A 25,979-nucleotide genomic window follows, 5' to 3' on the forward strand; every position below is an offset into this window, starting at 1 on the left:
TGAGCAGTCTCACGGAGAATCGTTCCTGAATACGTTCCTGCACCGTTTTGGCGGTCGGGGGATGGTACATGATGGATGAGCCCGAAGCCGCATTATCGCCGCTGCGGCAGATGACGCTGCTTGCACGGATGCATGAACTGGTTGGCAAGCAGTCTCAATTCATTATTGCAACCCATTCTCCCATTTTAATGTCCTATCCTGACGCGGATATATGGCAGTTGGATGAGGAGGGCATTCGTCAGGTTGCGCTGGAAGAGACGGATCATTACATCATTACCAAGAGCTTCATGAATGATCGGGATGCTATGCTTCGGACGCTGTTCAATGATTGAGATACATTACGTTATCACATTGCGATCAGCTTGGACAGGTACGCGGTACGTGACAACGGGGATGTTGATTGGCTGTCCACGGGTCAAGATTACGGGTATGTCCTATTGTAAGATAGATACGCTCATTATGGGGTGACGCACCTATGATTAAGTGCTAACGTTCGGTACATACACCCCTACGAGGACAAAGAGGCTTATGTATTGACGACGATCGTAAATGGCACGACAGCATCACACGATGCGCACGTTCCAGTTGCTTGGAACGCACAGCTATTCAACTGGTCTAGTAGAGCTCCGTTATTCCAAATAATCCTTAATCCGATACCATAATAAGAGCGCAGTCGTTGTTCAGATACAACGTTCTGCGCTCATATTAAATCGATTTCGTTTACATGTTGCCGATTTGGTTTAAAAAATATCGTTACGAACGCTCTACGATCGTGTTGTACGTTGTGCGGTCAGTATGCTTCACCAATTGAACAAGAAGTTCCTTCGCTGCGTCGATATCATCTGTATGAACGATCGAAGCAGGTGTGTGGATATATCGTCCGCATACGCCGATGACCGTCGAAGGAACACCCTTGTTGCTCAAATGCACTTGGCCAGCATCTGTTCCGCCTGGAGATACAAAATATTGATACGGAATGCGATATGTATCCGCAATATCTTGGATGAATTCCACCAGACCGCGATGTGTAATCATCGTAGGGTCGAGGATGCGAAGCAATGCACCTTTGCCGAGATGACCGAAGGAATTCACATCACCAGTCATATCATTTGCTGCGCTGCAATCCAGTGCATAGAAGATATCCGGCTGAATCAAGTTGGCAGATGTACGGGCACCTCTAAGACCAACCTCTTCTTGAACAGTTGCACCGCAGAACAGTGTGTTTGGAAGCTTGAATTGTTCACGATGAAGTTCCTTCATCAATTCAATGGCAAGTCCAACACCATAACGGTTGTCCCATGCTTTGGCCATAATTTTCTTCGGATTAAGCAAGGGAGTGAACTTGCAGACTGGAACGATTTGTTGTCCAGGGCGAACGCCTGCCTGTTCAGCTTCTTCACGGCTGTCCGCACCAATGTCGATGTACATATGCTTCACGTCTACAGGCTTGTTCGCTGTAGCTTCGTCAAGCAGATGCTTCGGAATGGAGCCTACAACACCTGGAAGCGGGCCGTTTGGCGTAATAACTTCGACCTGCTGGGCAAGTACAACTTGTCCCCACCAGCCGCCAAGCGGTTGGAACTTCAGCATCCCATTTGGTGTAATTTGCGTGATCATGAAACCAACTTCATCTAGATGGCCGGCTACCATAACGCGAGGGCCTTGCTCGTCGCCACGCATAACGCCGAAGACACTGCCGAGTGCATCATGCACGAATTCATCTGTATATTTGGATAATTCGGTTTTTACCAAGGCACGCAGTTCCCGTTCGAAGCCGGGAGCAGAAGGGAATTCCGTCAGCGTGCGGAATAATTCTAACGTTTCCTGTTGCATGGGATTGCTCCTTTCATCACTAAAGCCTGTTCATCATTTTAGTATGAACCGATTTGATGCAGGATGCAAGCATGATAACGCCGTCCTGTAGAGAAAGCCAGGACGGCGTAAAATATATCTATTTGATTAACACAATAATGGATATTAAGATTGCGCTTGAATAAATGCATCGATACGCGACATTACGTCTTCCGATACGCGCTGCAAGCGTGCCGCAGCATCTTCGCCAGTCGAGCCCTTCACGGCGAAGTACATCTTAATCTTCGGTTCCGTTCCGGATGGACGGAGGCAGAACCAGCTGCCATCCTCGAGGTGGAACTTCAGTACATTTTCCTTCGGCAGATCATACAGACCTTGTGCGAAGTCTTCCGTTAAGGTGATAGCCACACCGCCTGCTGTGGAAGGAGCATCTTCACGCCAATTATTCATAATGCCTTGAATGATCGCTACACCTTCTACACCTTTCAACGTACGTGTTTGCAGTCCTTCGAGATAATGACCATGCTGCGCATACAAATCTTGTAGAATCTCGTACAGTGTCTTGCCCTGTGCTTTGTAATAAGCACCAGCTTCACTGATGAGCATAGCTGCGATAACAGCATCCTTATCGCGTGCATAGTTGCCTGCCAAATAGCCATAGCTTTCTTCGTAGCCGAAGATGAAGGTATGCTCGCCTGTGCGATCAAATTCTGTCATTTTCTCGCCGATATATTTGAAGCCAGTGAGCGTGTTAAATACAGTCATGCCGAAGGATTGAGCGATTGCTGCACCGAGCTCACTCGTTACGATCGTTTTGATCACAGCTCCGTTCGCCGGCAATGTCCCCTTGGTCTTCATCGCGTCCAGCAAATAATGCACCATAATCGCTCCGGACTGGTTGCCGGTCAGCACGACATATTCACCGTCCGCATTCTTCACAACAGCACCCATGCGGTCTGCATCCGGGTCTGTACCCATGATAATGTCCGCATCCCAAGATTTAGCCTGCTCGATTGCAATGCTGAATGCCTCGCGCTCTTCAGGGTTTGGCGACTTCACGGTAGGGAAGCTGCCGTCTGGCAGCTCTTGCTCTGCCACGACTCGAACCTGCTGGAAGCCGATGCGATCCAATACGGCGCGTACGGGCTTATTGCCTGTACCATGAAGCGGCGTAAACAGTACACGGAACGAATCGCTAGATGAGCGAATGATATCTTCATTTTGGCTGACAGAAGCCACGGCATTTATATATGCTTCGTCCATCTCTTGCCCAAGCCACACGAGGAGTCCCTGTGCTTCTGCTTCCTCGCGGCTAAGCTTCTGAATGCTCGCGAATGATTCGATGCCGCGAATTTCAGCAATGACGCGTGATGCTGTATGTGGCGTGATTTGTCCACCATCGTTGCCGTATACTTTGTACCCGTTGTACTCTGGCGGGTTGTGGCTTGCCGTTACCACGATGCCTGCGCTTGCCTTTAGGTTCCGCACAGAGAAGGACAGCTCAGGAGTAGGGCGCAGACTTTCGAACACATATGCCTTTACGCCATTGCCCGCTAGAACCAAGGCCGCTTCAAGCGCGAACTCTGGAGAGAAGTGGCGAGAGTCGTAAGCGATCGCGACGGAAGGAGCAGCTTCTTCTGCCTTCAAATATTGGGCAAGACCTTGAGTTGCTTTGCCTACTGTATATACATTCATGCGGTTGCTCCCCGCGCCAATCACGCCGCGCAAGCCACCTGTACCAAATTCCAAGTCTTTATAGAAACGGTCTGTAATTTCTCGTTCGTTGCCAGCAATCTGCTGCAATTCTGCCTTCGTCGCCTCATCGATGTGCGCATCGTTCAACCACGCATCGTAGGCCTGCTGTGCACGCAGTGCAGTGTCCATTCGTGAAATCCTCCTTCAACAAAATCATTTACCTAACGGTTACTTATCCTATTGTACTGGATAATGAAGCTACCTGCATGTGTAAAAATCATAGATTCCTTTTTATTCCTGAATGTGTGTAGTCTGTTGAACAATGAAACAAATATATGATTCACAAAGCGAATTGATGCTTTCGTACATGCTTCTACACCTTGCGGCAGATGACGATCATTGATGATGAAGCTTGCAACGGCTCGGCAGACCAATTTCCATATAAATGAAGAAGTTCAAACCCGTTCAATTCCAGAAGTCTTGCCAGCTCTTGTGGATACGTGTATCGAAGATGAATGGTCGATGTACGTTCCATCACTGTCTTCTCTCCTTCACGGAAGCGGCGGATTATCGTATAATGCTGAATTTGTGTCACAGGGTCGTATACCGCTAGCGTATACACATCGCATCGCTGCTGCGATCCAATAGGTATGGAGCGCCAGTATTCTTCCTCCTGCGGTTGAAGCAGCTCGTCCGAGGTTGGAAAGCGTGTATCGAAGACGAATATCCCGTTATCTGTAAGCAGGCTGCGGACTGACTGCAGGAGTCGATTTTGCAGCTCATTGGTTAGGAAATGTTGAAATGAATTGCCCACCATATAGGCAAAAGGTGCTTCTGTGACCAGATTCAATGCCGTTAGATCCTGCTGCATCCATTGGATGCTTATGTCTGAACGTGGTGACGCCTTCGCACGGGCTTGCTCCAGCATTCCTTCGTGAAGATCAATACCGATCACGGCATAACCTGCTTCGGCAACCGGTATGGTTAAGCGTCCTGTGCCGCAAGCCAAATCAACAATAGGGCCGGTTCCCACGGCTTGCTGCTGAATCTGCGAGAGGAGCAGGGATAACTCCGGGCAGCCCTTATTTTCCATATCATATAATGCAGGATCCTCATATTCAGATAAGTCCCATTCAGTGTAGGTCATAATATTCTCCTTAGTATACAGAATATAACTATGGTTGAATTGTAGTTCTTGGTAATTGTTGTGTCAATTTTACTAGTATAAGAGGCAGCAATAACAATGAAAGCGCTGCTGTAGCCACTTTCTCCAAGAAAGTGGCTTTTTTCTTTACCCGATCTTTATCTCATCTTGATATGAGGCTAGTAAACTAGTTTCATCAACGAGATCGATAGAGCAGGGAAGAGGTAGTCTACGAATGAAAAGATTGACCATGGTATGTTTATCGGCGCTCCTATTCTTGGGGCTCTCGACTTATGTTTATATGCAGGATGTACACGGTTCGCAAGAAGAGCATGTCCTTCTACGATCACCAGAAGGTGGAGGGCAGCAATTAGTAGGAAAAACGATTGTTCTTGACCCAGGCCATGGGGGACACGATTCAGGGTCGGTTGGCCAGCAAGGAACCCTCGAGAAGGATGTTACGCTGCAGACGGTTCAGGCGATTAAGCGCGAGCTTCAGCGACGGACAGGCGCACAGGTCGTGGTCACACGAGAGCAGGACGAGACGGTATCTTTGCAGCAGCGAATTGACGTCGCTGAAGAGAAGTCAGCGGATCTCTATGTGAGCGTCCATTATGATGCTTTCGACACGGGAGAAGCAGAAGGAATGACGACCTACTATTATGACGATAACCATTGGCAACTTGCCAACACGATGCATGAGCATCTGAAGCAGAGCTTCAATATGCGAGATCGCGGTGTCCATGTAGGAGATTACATGGTGCTGCGGGATAATTCAAGACCGTCGATTCTACTTGAGCTTGGATACATCTCCAATCGTGATGATGAGAAGCGAATGAAGTCGCAAACTTTTCAAGAACAAGCGGCTAAGACAATTGTTGATGGAATCGTAGACGTGCTACGATAACAACACAAGGTTAGAGTAAAAGAGAGTAGGACACTGATGCAGTTGTGTAGGCAGCTTCAGTTGCAGATGTGGATATAAATGAAACAAGAGATGCGCATTGGCGCATCTCTTGTTTATTAAGGGAAGGGGGCAAGAGAGAGAGAATGTATTAAGGCAAATCGATGACCATCACATGAGTACCCGGTTTGAAGTGGAGCTTCATCGAACCGGCATTCTCGATTCGGGCTGCATCACGACGATGCAATACTTCACCGTCTTCGAAGCCAACTTCGCCTTCCATCACGAATACATACAGGGAGCGGTTCGGTCGCTGCTCAATAGTCACTTCTTCTCCCACTGGGAATTGGCCCAAATACATCGTCATATCTTGATGGATATGGGCAGTTCCAAGCTCTTCGGCGTGATTGGATACGACCGGAAGCAGTCGGTTCTGGATAGATTCCAGGCCGTACGTATGCGTCTCATAGGATGGGTCGATCCCGAGTCGTTCCGGCATAAACCACAATTGCAGCAATTCAAGGGGTTCAGAGCTGGATGCATTCGCTTCACCATGGTAGATCCCTGTTCCGGCGCTCATGCGTTGAATTTGACCAGGCACGATAATTTCGCGGTTGCCTGTGCTGTCTTTATGCTCCAGTTCACCTTTCAAGACGACGGTTACGATTTCCATGTTTTTATGCGGGTGCAGACCGAAACCAGTACCCGGCGCAATATAGTCATCATTTAGTACACGCAGTTCGCTGAAGTGCATATTTTCTGGATCATAGTAATCAGCGAAGGAGAAGCTGAAGTATGTCTTCAACCAACCATGGTTGTTATGATAGCGGTCTCCAGCGCGTTGGATGGAACGTTTCATTGTTGTGTTCATTGTAAAGTCCTCCCACTATGGTTCATATTCTGTATGATTAGGTTCCGTAGTTGTATGCCTTGATGAACAGAGTCATTGAATAATTGTGTTAGTGAAAGATTAATGATTGGATAATGCTGAAGTTACAGCAATGCATCCAGAGACAAAGAGCCTGCGCCAATCAGTGCAACACCGATAGCAGCTGCGATCAGTATCACGTTGTATTCAATCCCGTTCGAAGTTACCCAGTAGCCGTTCGCTCCATGGACCTTCACAATCGCAACAAGCATTGTACCGACAATAAACGCTGCGCCAAGCCATGTGAGGAAGCCGAGTCCGAACAGCAAGCCGCCAGCAAGCTCGGTTAATCCAGCCATCAGTGCCATAAGCGGACCAGGACGCATTCCGATAGACTCGAACCAGCCGCCTGTACCTTTAATTCCGTAACCGCCAAACCATCCGAATAGCTTCTGTGCTCCGTGTCCCATCATCGTCAATCCAATAACGAGACGAATAATCAATAAACCGTAATCTGCCAACATTTTTTATTCCTCCTAAAGTAATGTTCAATTTGATTATATAATACTTGTACCAAGAATCTTGAATTCGAGATATTAGTCCGAAGGAATACCCTTCTCTGTTGAAAAGGGCTACTTCGGTGAAGGGACGCTCTGTCCCAGTTGTTTTAGCAAGCTGATAAGTTGATCCTTGTCTTCCGTAGACATTCCATTCACTGCCTCATGAAGGGCCTTCGCATGCCGTGGGAATATGTCGCCAATGACGGCTTCTCCTTCAGGTGTCAGTTCAGCGTATATGACGCGACGATCTTTCTCGCAAGGTCTTCGCTGCAGGAACCCCTTCTTCACGAGCTTATCGATCACATAGGTCATTGTGCCGCTTGCTAGCAAAATCTTGCCGCCAATCTGCTGGATAGGGGTTGAACCCTTATGATAGAGCAATTCCATGACCGCAAATTCGGACGGGTTGAGCTCATAATGCTTCATATCCTGCTGGGCGTAATCCATCAGTGCCCTAGATGCGCGGGATAGGACAACGAACAGCTTCAGTGATTGCTGAATCTCGGAATCAAATGCATCCGTACGAGGTCTGGTCATCTGTCATTCACCACCTTTATGGTAAGGAGTTTCAATATCTTGAAAAGTAATATCTTTAATTCGAGATAAATATATCATGCTCAAATCTCGTTGTCAACTCATAATTTTCTGTTGAACATGTAAACCTATATTGGAGAAGATGGAGACTCGGTACAGAGTCGGTATTCAGTGCAGGGAACTTCGAAGGAGGAGGGGATATATGCTTACAACAGAAGAGCAGCATAACGGAACTGCTCAAGCAGGTATGCCGCAAAATGTGGAATGGTCCTCCTATGGAGAACACAATGTTGCCTTCTTGAAAGATTGCTTTCAGCAGTGTGAAGACATGATTTTTTACAACTTCGAATTGCAGGGAGGCAAGAAGGCTACCTTATGCTATCTGGATGGTCTAACGGATACGGCGATGCTGGACGAACATATTATTGAACCGTTGAAGCAGCGTTATCCGGACCAGACAGACTCCGCTAATGTCCTGGTAGAGGATATTCTGCGAACCGTCACGGCTGTGAAGGTGACGCCGATTTATTCTATGGAGACTGCGGTAGAAGCGATCCTATCAGGCTTGGCGATTCTCATTCCGCATCGGGCAGCAGCCGGCTTCACCGTAGATGCTATAAAGTTTGACAAGCGCGGTGTATCAGAACCGACTGCCGAATCCGTCATTCGCGGCCCGCGTGATGGGTTCGTAGAGACATTGCAGACAAATGTTGCTTTGCTACGTCGCCGTATCAGAACACCACAATTAAAAATGGAGTCATTAAAGCGCGGCGCGTTGACCCACACCGAAATCCGGTATGCCTACATTGAGGGGATTGCTGATCCCGAATTAGTGGAAGAGGTACGTAGGCGCTTGCAACGAATCTCCTTGCAAAGCGTTCTGGACAGCGGGTATGTAGAAGCATGTCTGGAGGATAAGCCTGCTTATCTATTTCCCCAAATCGTAACGACCGAGCGTCCGGATGTAGCTGCCTCCCACTTGTTGGAGGGACGGATTGTTATCATTGTGGATGGTTCACCTGTCGTTCTCATCGCTCCAGGACTGTGGGCATCGTTCATGCAGTCGCCGGAGGACTACTATCATCGCCATTACTTCGGGACTGTCATCCGTTGGTTGCGCTATATTTGTTTCATTATTTCACTGCTCGGACCATCCCTTTATGTCGCTATTATTACGTACCACCAAGAGATGATACCCACCGAGTTGATATTAACGATGGCGAGGGCACGTAGCCAGATTCCATTTCCAGCACTTGTTGAGGCGTTGTTAATGGAAATCATGTTCGAAGCAATTCGCGAAGCAGGCGCACGTCTGCCGCAGCAGGTTGGTTCTGCGGTCAGCATCGTGGGTGCGCTCGTTATCGGTCAAGCGGCAATATCGGCTGGACTTGTATCTGCACCGATGGTAATGGTCGTATCCATTACGGGCGTATCCTCGTTCCTTGTGCCTCATTACAACATGGGCATAGCGGTACGGATGTTGCGTTTTCCGATTATGCTATTTTCGGGATTTCTCGGCTTGTTTGGGCTGATAATGGCAGTTATTTTGCTTGCGACGCATCTATTGAAGCTCAAATCATTTGGTGTTCCCTATTTATCGGGTATTGCTCCTATGCGTAAAAATGAGCTGAAGGATATACTGCTTCGCGTTCCCGTGTGGAGTGAGGATACGCAGATCGAGCGTATGGCGTCGGCAGGGATAAACGAGGGAGAAGATAGGTCAAAGACATAAGGGAGGTCTATGAAAATAAATTAAACAAAGCCTTGCTATACAGCGGCAATACGGAGAAAAGAGGTGAAAGTATGGGCTTGCACAGCTCTCGGAACATAGTCAGACTGGTCGTACTGTGTTTGTTAGGGTTGCTCTTGGCCGGTTGCTGGGATCGGACGGAAATTGAGCAGCTTTCGATCATTCTTGCCGCTGGATTGGACAAGGACGGAGATGGCGATGTAAAGATGACCTTGCTGGTTTACATTCCAAAAGAAGGAGGAGGTGGTGGAGCGACGCCTGGCGATAGTAAAAAAAATGGCGGCGGAGGCGCGACCACTGTATTCTCTGCTAAAGCAAAGACACTTGGTGAGGCGGTATTTAAGCTGCAAAATAAGATGCCGCGATATATTTTCTGGGGTCAGACCGAAGTGTATGTCATCAGCAAAAAATTAGCTGAAGAGGGATTACTTAAACATTTCGACTTTTTCCTTCGATATCAGAATCCACGGGAGAATGCACTGCTGTTTATTGCGGACAGCAAGGCAAGCGAAGTCCTGAAGTCATTGCCGCAGCTTCATCACGATGTCGCTGAATTATTCAAAGATTTGGGGAAATCGCGATCCATATGGAATGTGACGATGCTTGATTATATGAAAATGATGGCTGGAGACTCGACTATGGCTTTTGCGCCATACGCTGAATGGAAGGAGAGCGAGCTTGGCGTTCAGGCTCCTTCTATTGAAAAGTTGGCCGTTTTTAAGAAGGATCGCTATGTTGGAGAGATTGGCGGTCAAGACATGATTGGCGTGATGTGGCTGCGTGGCGAGAAGAAGCGGTTAACTGTTTCTTTTTGTAAAGAAGGAGATAGCAAGGACTGTTTGTCCCTGCGCGTTCATCGTAATTCCATTACATTTGACCCCTACTGGGACGGCAAGCAACTGACGATGCGCGTGAAGCTAGTCGCCTTTTTGGACATGATCCAGAACAACACGAAGCTGGACGTATCGGATGCGGATCAGACGAAACAAGTGGAATCAAAAACGGAGGCGAACATTGAACACCTCATCAAACAATCCATCAAGACGACGCAGCAGAGACTGAATACGGATGTGCTCGGATTCGCATCTCGTGTACATCGAAAATATCCTGCTCAGTGGAAGAATCAAATCCGATCCAATTGGGAAAAGATTTATGCCGATATGAGGACAGAAGTACGCGTACATGCCGTTATTGAACGGCCGGGCAGTATCACAAGTACGATCGAGCAGAAAGCAGGGTTTCAATAATGGGAGTCTATTTTTTATCGGGTATGGGGCTTCTGCTTCTCGCAAATTTTATATTTGAGTGGAGAATTCGAAGCAGGACGTCTATTCGAGAAAAGCGAGTTTTTGTTTTTATTTGGAGTCTGGCGTGGCTTGTCGTGCTGTTAGTCAGTGAATTCCCGCAACGGACAACTCCGCGCCAATGGATAGATTTCATCTATAAGCCGCTGCTGTTGTGGTTGAAACACCCGTCTTGATCCTAAGGAAAAGGGAGGTTGCAGGGGGATGGAACAAGGGAAAATAACATGGCCGCAGCTATGTATGCTGATGTACTTAATGGTATGTGCTACTGCAGTGCTCGTGATTCCGACGGTAGCCTCTCAGATAGCCGGACGCGATGCATGGCTGACTTCAATGATCAGTTCTTTAGCGGGATTTATTTCGCTCTATGTCGGAATGCGGCTAAACCACTACTTTCCCGACAAGACGATGGTGGAATATGGGCCGACCCTCATTGGCCGTTGGGCAGGGGCGATAGCAAATGGGATCCTGATGTTCTATCTGCTGCATGGGGCAGGAACCATACTGCGGGAGTATGGGGAGTTCATCGTGGGCTCGCTGCTGCTGCGTACACCAGAGATGCTCATAAATACGGTGCTCATTTTCGTATGCGCGGTAGCGATTCGAGGAGGGATTGAAGTTATAGGGAAATTCGCATTGATTATTGCACCTTTGTTCATGGTCTTGCTGCTGTGCATCCCGTTGTTCCTTCTTCCTGTATTGAACGGTATGGAGATGTTCCCCATACTAAATAATGGGTGGAAACCAATTTTGCATGGGTCGATAACGCCGGCAACCTGGTTTTTGGAATTCGTGTTGGTTGGCTTTTTCCTCCCCTTTGCGATAGGCAAGCGCAGCCGTTGGAAATGGAGTGTAGCCCCTGTAATATTTATGCTAATCACGATGGTCGTTACGAATTTATTATGCTTGTTCTTATTCGGTTCGTTAACGTCGATGTTTACATTTCCGGTATTTGTGGCATCTCGTTATATCAGCCTTGCCGACTTTTTTGAGCATGTAGAAGCAATCGTGGTTGTGCTGTGGGTGCTGGGTGGGTTCGTGCAAATTGCTGCTTGGTACTACACCCTTGTACTTGGAACTGCTCAATGGTTGAAGTTGAAGGATTATCGGCCGATTATTTTTCCGCTTGGCGTACTGATCGTCGCCATGAGCTTTTGGATATCTGACAATTTGCAGGACATGGTGGATCTATTCATGACAACGGAGCCGCTGTTCTCTGCAACGGTGCTGCTGGTGTACCCGCTGCTGTTGCTCATGATTGCGTGGTGGAAGAAGGGACGGGCCTTACATAAGGAAACACGAGATTAACGCCGTAATTTCTACCTAATAAGCGAATGCTCCTCTTTGAGGAGGATCATGTGGCTGCGATGTTGAAATTTCGGTGCTGCCACGCAGCAGTCTTGATTGACGATGATGATGCCACAGAGTAGAATGACGGTGATTTCACAAAGTAACCGCTTTCGGGCGGTACCTAACACGTATAAGGAGTGTGCATGGTCATTCTTACTACCAAGCCACGTCATAAGCGCAAATTTTCCGACAGTCGGAAGTATTTGTGGATAGGCACACTGGAGGGAGCTAACGCGGTCGTTACTCTTACTTTGCTCGGCGGCCCGTTCCTAACCGGATACTTATTGTATTTAGGCGCATCCTCAAGTCAGATCGGATTTATACTGTCCATCACGACATTTGTGAATGTCTTGCAGATTGCGATTGCTTACATGCTGCAACGGGTACATTCACCGAAGTGGACGCTGATTGGGTTAGTTGCTGTGCATCGACTTACGTGGGCGGCAACAGGATTGATTCCTTTTCTATTCGACAAGAGCTTGTGGATCACGGTGTATATGATCATGTATACGGTGGCGTTCGTTGCCAATGCGGGAGCGGGTATCATATGGACGAACTTTATGGGGGATATGGTTCCAGCTTCGGTTCGAGGAAGATACTTCGGTATCCGCAATACGATTGTCAACGCGGTAGGGAGCTTAACACTGTTTATTGGCGGGCAGATTTTGAGCGCCTATCCAGGAGGGAAAGGCTTCGAAATTATATTTATGATGAGCTTGGTATTTGCGCTGTGCAATATAGGCATGTTCTTCTTCTACCCGAACTTGCCGATGACGCGATCGACAGAAACGAACCTGATGTCGATGGTGAAGAAGCCGCTACGTGATCGTGCATTTATGATGCCAGTGCTGTTCTTGTCAGTTTGGCTGCTGTTTCAAAATATGATATTGCCCTTCTTCTCCTATATGATGCTGGAGTTGCTGGGGGTTGGCTATGATCAAGTGTCGATCATAACAGTTGTACAGACGGTAGTAGGCATGTGCAGCCTCTATGTATGGGGCAATTTGAACGCAAAGTACAGCAATAAGTTTTTGCTGTTGTGTACACTGCCGATCATTGCTATGTCTTGTGTGGCTTGGTCGCTTACGGCATGGATTCCGACATTCACGGCGCTGCTCATCGCACACAGCTTAGTTGGGATTGGGGTAGGCGGCTTCAACCAAATGGCATTCAACTTCATTATTGGCGATACGCCAAAGACCGAACGGCCGATGTTCATTGCCATGTATTCAGCGATTACCGGTATGGCTGCTTTCGTTGGTCCGATAGTTGGCGGCTTGCTGTTTGACGAGATTAAGGGGCTGCCGATGTGGTTCCAGACGTGGGGGCTTGCGATGCTTCTTGGCGTATGTATGCTGCTTCTTGCGGGAACGCTTGGAAGGCACGTGCTGCTTCGGGAAGGACGGCATTTGAACCACCAGTCGGGGAAACAAATTAGCGGTTGAATTGCTCAGGATGTAGGTTGTGTACATAGCTGATTAGATGCATAGCATAGCTATGCCCCTAGTAATAGCTGTGTTCTTATAATAAGAGAAGGGGCGTTATTTGACGGTAGCATTCGTTACTGCTCAGGGGACGCCCCTGTTTTGCATAACAGTACGGTTATGGATTCATTTGCTGCTTGCGATACGTGTTCGGTGATATACCTTGTGTTTTCTTGAACACTTTACTGAAGTATTTCTCATCCTGATACCCAATCATCTCAGCCACCTGAGCGATGCGAAGATGGGGGGTTGAGCAGCAGCCGCAGCGCCTTGTCCATGCGAATATTCGTAATATAGTCCGACAGGTTAATGCCGAGCTGCTGCTTGAATTTGCGAGAGATGTATTCACGGCTTACATAGAAGCGCTGCGCGATATCCTGCAGCGATACCTCCTCATGATAGTGCTGCTCCACGTACTTGGCGATATCATAAATGATGTGCTGTTCTTCCTTCTTCTGCTGCATCAGCAGGCCGGACAGCTGAGTGAGGGAAGATAGCCATGCCAGCCCCCAGTCGCTCCATGAGAAATCATCCATACATTCGGGACAATGGAAGTGAATAGATAGCTGATCTGGTGCAACAGCGTGCATCTCTTCAATTGAAGCGGCATCTGGAGCGGCGGCTTGCTCCATCCGTACACGAAAGGCTTCCCACTCTTTCATCCAGCCGATAAGCATATCCGGGGTCAATTGCGGCAGCTGCTTCTGTGCTTCGATGAAGGCGTGCACGGTCTGGCGGAGCTGCTCTTCATGCCCGCTTAACAGAGCGAGTCTCCATTCCTCCTCGAAGGAGGCAAGTCGGAGCTGCTTGGAGGCTCCCGCATGCAGAGGGGGAGAAGCGATTCGCGCGGTCTCATCCGCTAATGATTCCGTTGTAACCTTAGACTTATGGATATGCGTTCTGTGCATGAGCAAATTGCGATGCATTAACGCATGTTTGGCTTCGGCATATCCGGCGGAGATTCCTGCGGGCAGGGAGAATGAACTCGATACACCGAAGTGCAGTCGGTGCTTGAAGGTCTGTTCAAGCCCGGCATTCAGTTGTTCCAGCACAGCCTCTAGCCTTATGGGAGAGCCCCACATGACGATAATAAGCTCGCCTTCCGAGGCGCCATAGCGGAAAGCGGTGCCGCAAGTCGATGCGTGATTACGCCGCACATTCGATGCGTAAGTCTTGCCGTTCAGCAGCTCATCGGCAATATTGACAAGCGAGTAGAATAGCAGCTGTCTATTATCGCCGAATCTCCCACGCCAATTGACGTGCCCTGCGTGAATTCGAGCTACGGCAAGCCGAGCGCACGTGATGGTTCCGGGGAGATGGAACTCGCGCTGCAATCTGCGCACATTTCCTTCATAGACATAAGGATCATCCAATAAACCAGACCACAGCTTCTCAGCCAGCATTGGCTTGAATTCGTTGGCTTGCATGCGCTGCTGCTGGCTTGATTGGCGAACGTCCTCCTCTTGCTTCCATGCGGCGACCGCTTTGCCGATGGCGTTATTGACTGCATCGGGGTCGATTGGTTTCAATATATAATCCATGCCACCATGCTGCATAGCATGGCGAACGAGTGTGAAATCATCATGCCCGCTGATGGCAATGATCTTGCTTGAAGGAGCATGGCGGCTCATCCACTCCATAAGCGCTGTTCCGCTCATGGTCGGCATCATCATATCGGTCATGACCAGTTGAGGTTTGTGCTGATGAATCAGTTCGACTGCCTGCTCGCCGTCCGCAGCCTCCATAATCGTATCAATCCCATGTGTGTCCCAATCTACAAGCAATCGGATTGCTTCCCGTACGTGCTTCTCATCGTCTACGATTAATGCCTTCATCATGTTAGTTCTCACGCTCCAATTCCAGCTCTATAACAATACGAGTACCTTGGGGCTCCTGCTCTTCGACTCTCATCGTAGATTTGCCGTCGGTGAACAGCTGCAGCCGGGCGAGCACATTGACCAGCCCAATGCTGGACGGCGAGCCAGATGAGGAATCCGAGACGAATTCGTCCCGTGATAAAGTATGGCTTGTTCGTGTGCCCAACTGCTCCGGATGTACCTCCTTCAGCCTCTCGTTTAGTTCGATCCGGCGCATCAAGGTCATGCCTCGACCGTTATCTTCAACGATCAGCTGCAGATAGGGGACAACTATAACCATTCCTTGTGCTTGTTCTGTCCGCTCGATATATCTAGTGCGAATAGCAATCTGCCCACTCGGTACGGAACGGTCTATTCCGTGCTTGAAATAGTTCTCGACGAGAGGCTGCATCGTCATCTTCGGTACTTGGTTGTCCAGCGTTCGCTCGTCGATGTCGAAGAAGGCTTGGAAAGTGTCTTCGAATCGCTGCAACTGCAGCTGCAAATAGGCCTTCACGTGTTCAAGCTCTTCTTGCACAGTTGCCGTGCTCTTGTCCGTGTACATGCTGTAGCGCATCATCTTGCCCAGCGCGGTGACAAGCTTATAAATATGAGGCGCATTATGCTGCAGCGCCTGTGTTCCAATCGATTGCAGCGCATTGTTCATGAAATGCGGGTTAATCTGGGCCTGCAGCGCTTTGAGCTGATTTGATTTGTTCGCAAGCTCAAGCTGATATTCCCGCAAAATAAGGTTGTTGATCATATCCATCATATTGCGGAATCGTTTCAGCACGACGCCAATCTCATCGTTGCTGACAGGCTGGATATCTACGCGCAAGTTCCCTGTCTGCACTTGGTTGATGTAGCGGACGAGCTGACGTATCGGCTTCGTAATGCGGAACGATACGACGATCGTAGCAATAATGATGACAATCAGCGACAGGGCGATGAGCAGCATGTTAATGACTGCGGCCTGATTCGCTTCCTGGAGCAAGTACGATTTCGGTATCTTCTTCACGAGCGTCCAATTCGCCAGTGGCGTCGTGACGCGCTCATGAATGAAGATGGCTCCATCCTGCTCGAAGTGACCGCTCTCCATCTTGTTGATTTGTTCGCGGTTGTACCAGCTTGCTTCGAGCTGCTGTCCAATGATTTGTCTGTCATCTGCGTAGAATACGTGTCCAGAGTCATCTAGCAGATAGATGCTTTCCTGCTCCTGTGTGTACAGTTGATCCACAATTTGAGCGAGCGAATCAAGCTTCACATCGACTGACAGCATCCCGATGCGATCGTTAGCAGGGATGCGGTAAATCGGCCGGTGCAAGGTGAATACCTGTACACTCGGGAAGAAGAACGGTGACGAGGAGAACCCGTACGTATGGCTTAAATGCGTAGGCTGCATCTGAATGCCGTCCTCCGCATAGCGGGCTGTATCCTCATAGAGCTTCGCATCATAGATGCGCCGAGGCACGCTCTGAATGACCAGCGAGGCGCGCTTCGTTTCGGTGCGATAGAAGTACACCTGCCATATTCCGTTCATGGATGATGCCATATTTTGCAGCGTGACATAGGTGTAGGAATCGAATGTGTAATCGTCATAGCCTCTGTCCAGCTGGCGATAAAATTCATAGTCGGTATAGATCGTTAAGGAGGCGCGGTTCAAATTGTCCACGAAATTCGCTAAGTTCGTCTTCCCTTGGAACATAAGCTGATGGTTCTGCTCAATGGCGCGCTTCTCCAGTGAATCTGTCGTATAGCTGTATGAAATGATCATCGTTGCTACAGTCGGGACGATGGTCGCAATGAGCATAAATAAAATAAGTTTGGTTCGAATACTGTTCCAACGCATGCAATCGCCCCCTCAGATCCACAGTGTAACGCTTACATGAGGAGGGGGTCAATATATTCCACCTTTTCGTTCAAGACCATCTGTGGTAACCGTTTACATTAGCGTGCATACTGAAAGCAACAAGAACGAATAACCTCTATTATTTCTGTTGAAAAGGAGAGAGTCGGATGTCGCGTAAACGATCATCTCAAGCCCTGCAGCAAGTCTTTTTCATCGGACCTGCGGCATTCTTTTTTACCCTTATCGTCGCAATTCCTTTTGTGCTTGGCATGTACTATTCCTTCACCGATTGGAATGGAGTCGCGGGTACTGTGAAGTGGGTAGGGCTCGATAATTTCATTCAAGTATTTGCGAAGGACTCGGATTTCTTCCCAGCCTTCTGGTTTACGACACGATTTACGGTCGTCGGCATTATACTAACGAATTTATTCGGCTTCGCGCTGGCTTATATTTTGACGAGACAGCTGAAGCTGCGCAACGTGCTGCGGACGGTGTTCTTTATGCCGAATGTCATCGGGGGCTTGCTGCTCGGCTTCATCTGGCAGTTCATTTTCATTAAGGGATTTGCAGCGGTAGGAGAGATGACTGGGATTGAGTTTTTCAACCTGCCGTGGCTCGGTGACGAGACAACGGCCTTCTGGGGAATCATTATCGTATTTGTCTGGCAGACTGCCGGATACTTGATGGTTATCTATATTGCAGCAATGATGAATGTGCCCAAAGACGTGCTGGAAGCCGCAGAAATTGACGGGGCAACCCGTGGACAGGTGCTGCGCAATATTATCATCCCGCTGATTATGCCGGCTGTAACGGTATGCTTGTTCTTAGCGATCTCTTGGTCGTTCAAGATGTTCGATCTGAACTTGTCACTGACGAAGGGCGGCCCGTTCAAATCAACAGAATCGGTTGCGCTTAACATTTACTTAGAAGCATTCCAGAACAATCGATACGGCCTCGGCACAGCGAAGGCGCTCGTATTCTTCTTGATTGTCTCTGCCATTACGCTCATCCAAGTGCGCATCACGAAGAGCAAGGAGGTTGATATGTAATGGAAGCCATTAAATCATACAATATGCGAACCTTTATTTTAGAAGTCTTGATGGTTATTGTAGGGCTTGTCTTCCTTGTCCCGTTCTACTTCTTGCTCGTCAATTCGGTGAAGTCCTTCGGGGATCTGCTGTCCAACGCGGCAAGCTGGCCGGAATCGTTCGAATGGGCGAACTATCAGAAGGCATGGGATATGACGAAGTTCCCGCAAGCATTCACCAATTCATTGCTTATTACGGTAGTAAGCGTTCTGCTCGTAGGCTTAACAAGCGCTATGGCGGCATATCGGATGGTTCGCCACAATACGCGCTTCAATCGAACGTTGTTCATGCTGTTCGTTGCGGCAATGGTCATCCCGTTCCAATCGATCATGATTCCTCTTGTGAAGGTAACGGGAACGTTGAAGCTAACCGATAGTATGCTAGGGCTGGTTGTGTGTTATCTAGGATTTGGAGCGCCGCTGTCGGTATTCTTGTTCCACGGCTTCATTAAATCCGTTCCGCTTGAGATTGAAGAAGCTGCTGTCGTGGATGGTTGTTCACCCTATGGCGTGTTCTGGAAGGTTGTATTTCCGCTGCTGAAGCCGATGTTCGTTACGGTTGCGATTCTAAATAGCTTATGGATCTGGAATGACTACTTGCTGCCATCGCTTATGCTGCAGAGTGCCAGCCTGCGGACGATTCCGCTCGCAACATATGCATTCTTCGGACAGTTCACGAAGCAGTGGGATCTCGCACTGCCAGCACTCGTGCTTGGCATAACGCCGATCGTGATCTTCTTCTTGGCGATGCAGAAGTATATTATCGAAGGGATTACTGCCGGTTCGGTCAAGGGGTAATTAGTACATGAATCGATCAATGAATTCCACCTAATCGGTCAATTCTCTCTGTGTAACCGCTTGCAAAACAAGGGCTATAATCAAGATGCAGCAAGCGGTAAGAACCACTGGTAGTTAACCTTAGCCAATTATGCTGCTGGGTTGTTGATGGTTCCAACGAATGAGTTGTGGAACATGTGGAAATGGTACAGTGAGGAAATTGGTATAGAAACCGAATGAATGAAAAGGGAAAAAGACAAAGGGAGGTCTTGCAATGAAGCGAGTTGCGAAATGGTCTTTGTTAATGATGTTGGCAGTATCCGTTATGCTGGCGGGATGTGGATCGAAGAGCGATGGAGGAACAACGGGCTCTAGCGGCGATCAAGGGAAGGGAAATCAAGAAGTAAAGACGGTTAAGATATTTCAATTCAAAGTCGAGATTGCTGAGGCTCTCAACCGCCTAAAGGGCGAGTTCGAGAAGACTCATCCGAATATTAAACTCGATATTCAGACAGTGGGCGGCGGTGCGGATTACGGCGCAGCATTGAAGGCGAAGTTCGCAAGCAACGATGCTCCTGATATATTCAACAATGGCGGCTATCAAGAGATGATTACGTGGGCAGATCATCTGGAAGACTTGTCTGCGGAGCCATGGGTGAAGGATGTCATTCCTCTTGCTAAGGAGCCTATGACGAAGGACAGCAAGCTGTACGGCATGCCGATGAACTTAGAGGGATACGGCTTGATCTTCAATAAGGATTTATTCCAGAAGGCAGGCATTACAGAGATGCCGAAGACGCTGAATCAGCTTGAAGACGCAGCGAAGAAGCTTCAGGCAGCGGGCATTACGCCTTTCTCGAATGGTTATCAGGAATGGTGGATTCTCGGTATTCACAACTTGAACGTGCCGTTTGCACAACAAGCAGACCCAAATTCATTTATTAAGGCGCTTAGTGACGGCAGTGCGAAATTCCAAGGCAACCCAGAATTCGAGAAATGGGTGAAGCTGCTCGATCTGACGGTGAAATACGGAAATAAAAATCCGCTCACTACGGACTACAATACACAAGTAACGCTGTTTGCTAAGGGTGAGACGGCGATGATGCAGCAAGGTAACTGGACACAAGTGCAAATCGACAGCATTGATCCAAAATTGAACTTGGGTGTACTCCCTATGCCAATCGATGATAATGCAGCGAAGAACGATAAGCTCCTCGTCGGCGTACCGAACAACTGGGTAGTGAACAAGAACTCGAAGGTGAAAGAAGAGGCGAAGACATTCTTGAGCTGGATGGTATCTTCTGATATCGGCAAGGAATACATTGCGAAACAGTTCAAGTTCATTCCAGCGATGTCGACGATTCAGGCGACAGCGGATGACCTTGGCGACATTGCCGCAGAAGTGGTGAAGTACAGCCAGGACAACAGAGTGCTGAGCTGGAACTGGTTCAAGTATCCGGATGGCGCAACACAAGAATTCGGTAATGCAATTCAAGCCTATATCGCAGGAAAGTCGGATAAGGACAAAATGTTCGCTGACTTCCAGAAGGCTTGGGATAATCTGAAAAAGTAACAATAAATGCGGCGGCCTCTATCCATGTAGAGGCCGCTTTGCTGTTGCCATCGCTCAGGATGATAGGCAAGGAATGAAGATGTTAACGTCATGAAGTTTAGAGTCCGTGTTATCGAAAAAAAGGCATATCCAACTTTGTCACACTGGTGTAACAGAGGGACGATATGATGTGGCATGCATTCAATTCGCTACCTTCGTGCCCGAGGGCATACTTCTATGTTCTATTGATGGTACGGGGGAGAAGCGGTGATGAAGGAGGCATGCACACAGATGAGAAGAGTATTACTAACAACGATTGCAGCAGCTATGGCTGTAGGTATGTTCACAGGCTGCAGCCAACAAGAGGTAGCCAAGGCGGAGGATGGTGCAGTAGTGGTATCCAAGTCGGTTCATGCCATACAGGCTGCTTATCGTGAATTCACGTACCAGGTTGACCCAGCAACATTTGATATCGTGATCGAGCACGGCGGTGCAAAAGAGAATGCTTCTGTTCCGATCAAGCCACGGAATGTGAGAGATGTGAAGCAAACAGCGGATCGTATGGAATGGACGTATCCAGATGACAAGGTGAAGGTAGCCATCCAGAAAAAGGAGGGGTACCTGGATATTCGCATTCAATCAATAGGAGCAGAACAGTTCACATGGCCGACGGTACAAGCAGACAGCTACATGCTGCCACTATGGGAAGGCAAGCGCATCCCTGCCCAAGATCCGAATTGGAAGAAGTTCCTCCACGAAGAAACGATGACATGGGGCGAGTCCTTCTCAATGAATTTCATGGCGCTCAATAAGAGCAAGTTCGGCCTGCTCTATGTGGTCGAGAATCCCTTTAACAATGAAGTTTCGTTCCGTACAGAACCGAGCATTGATATGTCGTTTACGCATGAGTTCCCATCGATTAATCCAAACAAAGAGTATGGATTCCGCTTATATGTAACGGACAATGATTCAGTCGCAGTAGCGAAGCTGTACCGGGAATATGTGAAGGAGCAGCAAGGCTTCAAGACACTTGCGGAGAAGGTGAAGGACAATCCGGACATTGAGAAGTTATATGGCGCCCCGCATATTTATATGTGGAACAGCCATGTGCTGGCTGAGACGAATGTCCATTGGCCTGTCATGAAGAAGAAGCTAAACGCTCCGATATGGTCATGGATTGCGAAGCTAGCAGATCAATATACGGAGGATGGCGGTCAAGAGCTGCGTAATGCACTCGCAGAAGGCAGGAAGGATGACGTGTATGCATACCAGAAGCGGGTAATGGTCAGAGCCTTGAATCAGGTGATGAAGCTTGAGCAGTTGTATCAAGCGGATCAATTCCCGAAGCTGGATGCCGAATCACAGCAGCTTGTCTCTACTGGTGTGAGCAAACTAAGTGAGCAGAAGCTGTATGAACTGAACAAGCGCTTATTGAAACATGCATTCGGAGAAGCGCTGGACGATCCTTCTGCATGGGGACAGGATAAGTCTAGTGCACTCATTTCTGAGATGAAGCAGTCCGGTATTGCTAAGGCGTGGATTGGAATGCCGAACTGGGCAGATGGATTAATGAATCCAACCTTCGTCGAGAATGCTTCGAAGTTTGGATACTTAATAGGGCCTTATGATTCGTATCATTCGATCCAGAAGGAAGAGAACAAGGACTGGAATACGGCTTACTTCCCAGATGCCTCGCTGTATGAAGAAGCTACGATTACGAATAAGAAGGGGGTCAAGATAGGGGGATTCCTAAATCGCGGACGCAAGTTGAATCCGACCTTATCGCTTCCTAGTGTGAAGCAGCGAGTGGAGCAGATTTTGCAGGATCACATTCTGTACAATACCTGGTTTATTGATTGTGATGCAACGGGGGAAATTTATGATGATTATACACTGGGGCATATCACGACGCAGGAGCAGGATCGGAGGGCACGCCTTGAGCGCATGAATTATATTGCGAAGGAGAAGCATATGGTCATTGGCTCCGAGGGTGGAAACGATTTTGCCAGCAGCGTGATCGCCTATGCGCATGGCTTGGAAACCCCGGTCATCAAGTGGAGCGATAAGGATATGCGCGAAGATAAGAACAGCCCCTACTATGTAGGAGCCTATTGGTCACCGGACGGCGGTATCCCAGGCAAATATGCGAAGCAGGTTCCGCTTAAGGAGCTGTACCAGCACATTTATATTGATCCTGCGTACTCCCTGCCTTTATTCAAGCTGGTATACAACGATTCGGTCATTACAACCCATCACTGGGAATGGGGAAGTCTCAAAATAAAAGATGAGGTGGCAGCACGTATGCTGTACGAGCTGCTGTACAATGTGCCGCCGCTATATCATCTTGATAAGCAAGAATGGGACAATCATAAGGGGCTGATCACGTCATATCTGAGGGTATGGTCACCTTTCCATGCGAAGGCTGTGCAGAGGGAGATGACCGCATTCGAGGTGCTGTCTCCAGATCGCCTCGTTCAGTCGGCTCAGTATGGGGGGGATTTGCGAGTAGTTGTCAATTATTCCAGCAAGAATTTTTTCCTATGGGACAGATACAGTGAAAGCGATGTCGGCGCTTATTCTCGATGGGAAGCAGCGCGTTGTCTTCGAGGCAGGTTCAGCTGTCATGGCGCAATAATTAATCTATTAGCAAAGTAACGAAGAAACGAAGAAACTCAGCACAGGAGTAGTATGCTTGCTGCCCTGCGTAAGTTGTATGCCAACTGCCATGCGCATGCTACAGCTCCTGTGCTATAGGTATAGGCGAGCTTGGAAGGTGGATGGGGGATGCGCGGAGAATATCTATGTGTCTTTTTATTCGTTGGGAGTAAGGTTGGCATAAGACTAGGGCGGCAGCCACCGACTTTCATACGATTGCAAATTGTCGATAGCAGGGAGAGTTACTCATGAGCGTGTATCCAATCGAACCACTTATTGACTCCTTTCGCGCAAGTGCCGATCCAGATAGAGCGTCAGCAATGTCCGCTTATATGCGGGATCAGTTTCCGTTTCTGGGCGTCCCTCAGCCTGTACGCAAGCTGTTGATTAAAGAGCATACGCAGTTGTACGGCAAGCCGCAGTCTGCAGAAGAGATATTGCATGCAGCTCAGCATTTATGGAATCTGGAGGAGCGGGAATTTGCTTATGTTGCAATGGGACTATTAGAAGGTGGAGTGAAGTTTTTCAATTTAGCACATATACATAGAATCGAGCAATTCATTGTAACCCGATCTTGGTGGGATACGGTTGATGGACTGGCAACCTGTACAGTGGGAGGGGTGATGAAGCGATACCCTGAGGCTTGGGCGGAATATGCCGATCGCTGGATTCATTCGGATCAGATGTGGCTGAACCGCACAGGGATACTGTTCCAGTTGAAATACAAAGCTCAGACGAATACGGACTTGCTGCATCTTGCGATCCATACGCATATGGCATCGACGGAATTTTTCTTGCAGAAGGCCATTGGCTGGGCGTTGCGTGAGTATGCGAAGAAGAATCCAGAATGGGTAAGGGAATATGTGGAGCAGCATGCGTTAATGCCGCTTAGCCGGCGTGAGGCATTGAAGAGACTGGAGAGCAGGTAATACTAGTAAGTGTGGCAAGTAGTCTGGTCTAGTTGTACAGAGAAGTATTGGAGGCAAGTTGGTTCATCGCTATCCGGTAAATCCATTTATATTCAGTACATCCATTCATATAAAAAAGTATTGACGAGTTCCGTCCCTGTTTCTATAATACCAATTAAACAACTAGGTATTATTAGAATAAATAGACGAAGGGGTTGTAACGATGAAGGAACAGAACTGGATCACCCCGCAAGACTGGAATGTCTATGCGAGCTGGGGGGCTGCACTGCTGCTCGTCATCTTGCTGTGGTGGCTTGCCAAGAAGAAGGTTGGGTTCGGCCTTCGCGTACTGCTGGCCATGGGACTTGGCTTGACCCTTGGAGCCATATTCGGGAAGTCTGCGACAGATGTTAGTATTCTAGGCTCTATCTATGTCAGCTTAATTAAGATGGTTGTCATGCCGCTCGTATTTGCTGCGATTATTTCGAGTATTACCTCTGTGAAGGATCCGAACGTATTGAAGAAGCTTGGAACGAAGACCATCGCGTTGTTCCTGATTACGACTGCTATCGCAGCTGTTATCGGTCTCGGAACAGCTCTGGTTATTGATCCTGGTTCTGGTATTGCTCAGAGCTCGGAAGCGGCGCAGGGGTTCGAACAACGTGAGATCCCAACTTTCAAGCAAGTGCTGCTTGATCTCGTACCTTCCAACCCGATCAATGAGATGGCACAGGGTAAGGTCGTGCCGGTTATCATTTTTGCGGCCTTCATTGCAGTGGCGATTACACTAGAGGGGCTGCGCAATCCCGAACGAGTACAGCCGATTCGCGCCTTCTTTCAATCTTTCTCCCATGTTATGTTCCGTGTGACGAAACTGGTTATTAAGCTTACTCCATACGGTGTGTTCGGGCTTATGACCTCGATGGCCGCCAAGTATGGATTATCGACCTTGAAGGAGCTTGCATGGTTTATTATAGCGGTCTATGTGGCGTGCTTGATTCATATGATTGTGACTTTCGGGTCGCTTGTCACCTTCGGTGCGCGTGTAAATCCAATTCGTTTCTTCAAGAAGGCGTATCCGACCATTGCAGTTGCTTTTACGACCCGCAGCAGCTACGCAACACTGCCTGTGAATCTAGAAGTGATTACGAAGCGAATGAAGGTGTCGGATCGAATTGCCAGCTTTGTGGCTCCGCTTGGCGCCACGATTAATATGAACGGGTGCGGTGGAATCTATCCGGCCATAGTTGCTGTGTTCATTGCCCGCGTATACGGTATTGACTTGAATATTGCCGATTACTTGCTCATCATTGGTGCAGCAACATTAGCGTCTGTTGGTGTAGCGGGTGTTCCCGGTCCAGCGTCCATCTCGACGACTGTCGTTCTCGTTCAGGCAGGCCTGCCGATTGAAGGATTTGCACTTGTTCTCGGTGTAGATGCAATCGTAGATATGGCGCGTACGGCAGTTAATGCGACAGGTACGACGGTTGCGTCCTTGCTGGTTGGCAAAAGTGAAGGCGAGTTCGATCGTGAGGCCTTCAATCGTGATGAGGATGATGATATTGAAGTTGGACGGGAAGCGAAGAACAGTCATAACACTGTAACCGTATAGCATCGAGGAAGAGGAGTGTCTTCTAGTCTGCAGCTAGAAGGCACTCTTTTTTTAATGAGGGCCTTAGGAAGGTTGGGTTGCTGTCGGTCGCAGTCGTTCCTTCACATCGCCAGTCATCCCACTAATTGGCGTACTGGATGATGTCTCCCCTGTCACAGGTGTGCTACCAGATATTCACTTAGATCCTAAGTTATACCTGTATGTCACCCCTAAGGAGAAGCTTTATAACCCTCGTAGATGACTTTATAAAGAGCATCTGTATCTCATCTGTACTATTC

At 48.5% G+C, this 25,979-nt stretch carries 20 protein-coding genes and 2 pseudogenes; 13 read left to right on the forward strand and 9 right to left on the reverse strand.

Annotated features, from left to right (window positions below):
• Positions 1-332, forward strand: a pseudogene (locus tag AZ66_RS04345) (AAA family ATPase); the annotation flags it as partial.
• 421 nt (positions 333-753) lie between these two features.
• On the opposite strand, the gene AZ66_RS04350 reads toward AZ66_RS04345, so the two are convergent.
• The 3 genes from AZ66_RS04350 to AZ66_RS04360 form a co-directional block, all read right to left on the reverse strand.
• On the reverse strand, positions 754-1,833 hold the full coding sequence (locus AZ66_RS04350) for a M42 family metallopeptidase (RefSeq protein ID WP_021256256.1): 1,080 nt from the start codon (positions 1,831-1,833) through the stop codon (positions 754-756).
• Between the two features lie 144 nt (positions 1,834-1,977).
• Entirely contained in the window at positions 1,978-3,696 is a 1,719-nt protein-coding gene (locus AZ66_RS04355; protein ID WP_044353742.1) for a phospho-sugar mutase, read from the reverse strand.
• 184 nt (positions 3,697-3,880) lie between these two features.
• The gene (locus AZ66_RS04360; RefSeq protein WP_044353743.1) at positions 3,881-4,654 is read right to left on the reverse strand and encodes a class I SAM-dependent DNA methyltransferase; all 774 of its coding nucleotides are present in this window, start codon (positions 4,652-4,654) and stop codon (positions 3,881-3,883) included.
• A 232-nt stretch (positions 4,655-4,886) separates the two neighbouring features.
• On the opposite strand from AZ66_RS04360, the gene AZ66_RS04365 reads away from it, so the two are divergent.
• Complete coding sequence (locus tag AZ66_RS04365) at positions 4,887-5,558, forward strand: N-acetylmuramoyl-L-alanine amidase family protein (protein WP_044353744.1); 672 nt, start codon at positions 4,887-4,889, stop codon at positions 5,556-5,558.
• 148 nt (positions 5,559-5,706) lie between these two features.
• On the opposite strand, the gene AZ66_RS04370 is transcribed toward AZ66_RS04365, so the two are convergent.
• The 3 genes from AZ66_RS04370 to AZ66_RS04380 form a co-directional block, all read right to left on the reverse strand.
• Positions 5,707-6,426 carry a pirin family protein gene (locus AZ66_RS04370; RefSeq protein WP_231586728.1) on the reverse strand — a complete coding sequence of 240 codons (720 nt, stop codon included), beginning with the start codon at positions 6,424-6,426 and terminating at the stop codon, positions 5,707-5,709.
• 122 nt (positions 6,427-6,548) lie between these two features.
• A complete protein-coding gene (locus AZ66_RS04375) occupies positions 6,549-6,944 on the reverse strand; it encodes a DoxX family protein (RefSeq protein WP_044353766.1) in 396 nt (131 codons plus the stop codon).
• A gap of 111 nt (positions 6,945-7,055) precedes the next feature.
• The gene (locus tag AZ66_RS04380; RefSeq protein ID WP_044353745.1) at positions 7,056-7,520 is read right to left on the reverse strand and encodes a MarR family winged helix-turn-helix transcriptional regulator; all 465 of its coding nucleotides are present in this window, start codon (positions 7,518-7,520) and stop codon (positions 7,056-7,058) included.
• Between the two features lie 199 nt (positions 7,521-7,719).
• Here AZ66_RS04380 and AZ66_RS04385 point away from each other — a divergent pair, with 199 nt between their 5' ends.
• The 5 genes from AZ66_RS04385 to AZ66_RS04405 all read left to right on the forward strand — a co-directional run bounded on the left by AZ66_RS04385 (position 7,720) and on the right by AZ66_RS04405 (position 13,366).
• Positions 7,720-9,249 (forward strand): spore germination protein, encoded by a 1,530-nt coding sequence (locus AZ66_RS04385; RefSeq protein WP_044353746.1) that lies wholly within the window; start codon positions 7,720-7,722, stop codon positions 9,247-9,249.
• Positions 9,250-9,320: 71 nt separating this feature from the next.
• On the forward strand, positions 9,321-10,514 hold the full coding sequence (locus AZ66_RS04390) for a Ger(x)C family spore germination protein (protein WP_044353747.1): 1,194 nt from the start codon (positions 9,321-9,323) through the stop codon (positions 10,512-10,514).
• Positions 10,514-10,747, forward strand: coding sequence for a hypothetical protein (locus AZ66_RS04395; protein WP_044353748.1), 234 nt, complete (start codon positions 10,514-10,516; stop codon positions 10,745-10,747). Before AZ66_RS04390 ends, AZ66_RS04395 begins: the two co-directional genes overlap by 1 nt.
• 28 nt (positions 10,748-10,775) lie before the next feature.
• Entirely contained in the window at positions 10,776-11,879 is a 1,104-nt protein-coding gene (locus AZ66_RS04400; protein ID WP_044353749.1) for a GerAB/ArcD/ProY family transporter, read from the forward strand.
• 185 nt (positions 11,880-12,064) lie between these two features.
• Positions 12,065-13,366 (forward strand): MFS transporter, encoded by a 1,302-nt coding sequence (locus tag AZ66_RS04405; protein ID WP_044353750.1) that lies wholly within the window; start codon positions 12,065-12,067, stop codon positions 13,364-13,366.
• A 157-nt stretch (positions 13,367-13,523) separates the two neighbouring features.
• On the opposite strand, the gene AZ66_RS32390 is transcribed toward AZ66_RS04405, so the two are convergent.
• Genes AZ66_RS32390 through AZ66_RS04415 form a run of 3 tightly spaced genes read right to left on the reverse strand, consistent with a single transcriptional unit; the run spans position 13,524 to position 17,110 of the window.
• The gene (locus AZ66_RS32390; protein WP_231586729.1) at positions 13,524-13,622 is read right to left on the reverse strand and encodes an AraC family transcriptional regulator; all 99 of its coding nucleotides are present in this window, start codon (positions 13,620-13,622) and stop codon (positions 13,524-13,526) included.
• Between the two features lies 1 nt (position 13,623).
• A complete protein-coding gene (locus tag AZ66_RS04410) occupies positions 13,624-15,243 on the reverse strand; it encodes a response regulator (RefSeq protein ID WP_231586730.1) in 1,620 nt (539 codons plus the stop codon).
• 1 nt (position 15,244) lies between these two features.
• Positions 15,245-17,110 carry a cache domain-containing sensor histidine kinase gene (locus AZ66_RS04415; RefSeq protein WP_044353751.1) on the reverse strand — a complete coding sequence of 622 codons (1,866 nt, stop codon included), beginning with the start codon at positions 17,108-17,110 and terminating at the stop codon, positions 15,245-15,247.
• A 167-nt stretch (positions 17,111-17,277) separates the two neighbouring features.
• Here AZ66_RS04415 and AZ66_RS04420 point away from each other — a divergent pair, with 167 nt between their 5' ends.
• The 6 genes and pseudogenes from AZ66_RS04420 (at position 17,278) to AZ66_RS04445 (ending at position 25,701) form a co-directional block, all read left to right on the forward strand.
• On the forward strand, positions 17,278-18,159 hold the full coding sequence (locus AZ66_RS04420; protein WP_044353752.1) for a carbohydrate ABC transporter permease: 882 nt from the start codon (positions 17,278-17,280) through the stop codon (positions 18,157-18,159).
• A complete protein-coding gene (locus tag AZ66_RS04425; RefSeq protein WP_044353753.1) occupies positions 18,159-18,995 on the forward strand; it encodes a carbohydrate ABC transporter permease in 837 nt (278 codons plus the stop codon). Before AZ66_RS04420 ends, AZ66_RS04425 begins: the two co-directional genes overlap by 1 nt.
• Positions 18,996-19,248: 253 nt before the next feature.
• Positions 19,249-20,547, forward strand: coding sequence for an ABC transporter substrate-binding protein (locus tag AZ66_RS04430; RefSeq protein ID WP_044353754.1), 1,299 nt, complete (start codon positions 19,249-19,251; stop codon positions 20,545-20,547).
• A 270-nt stretch (positions 20,548-20,817) separates the two neighbouring features.
• Positions 20,818-23,161, forward strand: a pseudogene (locus tag AZ66_RS04435) (glycoside hydrolase).
• A 268-nt stretch (positions 23,162-23,429) separates the two neighbouring features.
• Complete coding sequence (locus AZ66_RS04440) at positions 23,430-24,110, forward strand: DNA alkylation repair protein (protein ID WP_052648388.1); 681 nt, start codon at positions 23,430-23,432, stop codon at positions 24,108-24,110.
• A gap of 202 nt (positions 24,111-24,312) precedes the next feature.
• The gene (locus tag AZ66_RS04445; RefSeq protein ID WP_044353755.1) at positions 24,313-25,701 is read left to right on the forward strand and encodes a dicarboxylate/amino acid:cation symporter; all 1,389 of its coding nucleotides are present in this window, start codon (positions 24,313-24,315) and stop codon (positions 25,699-25,701) included.
• The last annotated feature ends 278 nt before the right edge of the window (positions 25,702-25,979 follow it).

The sequence above is a fragment of the Paenibacillus sp. E194 genome, assembly GCF_000935845.1.
Classification (GTDB): domain Bacteria; phylum Bacillota; class Bacilli; order Paenibacillales; family Paenibacillaceae; genus Paenibacillus_B; species Paenibacillus_B alvei_B.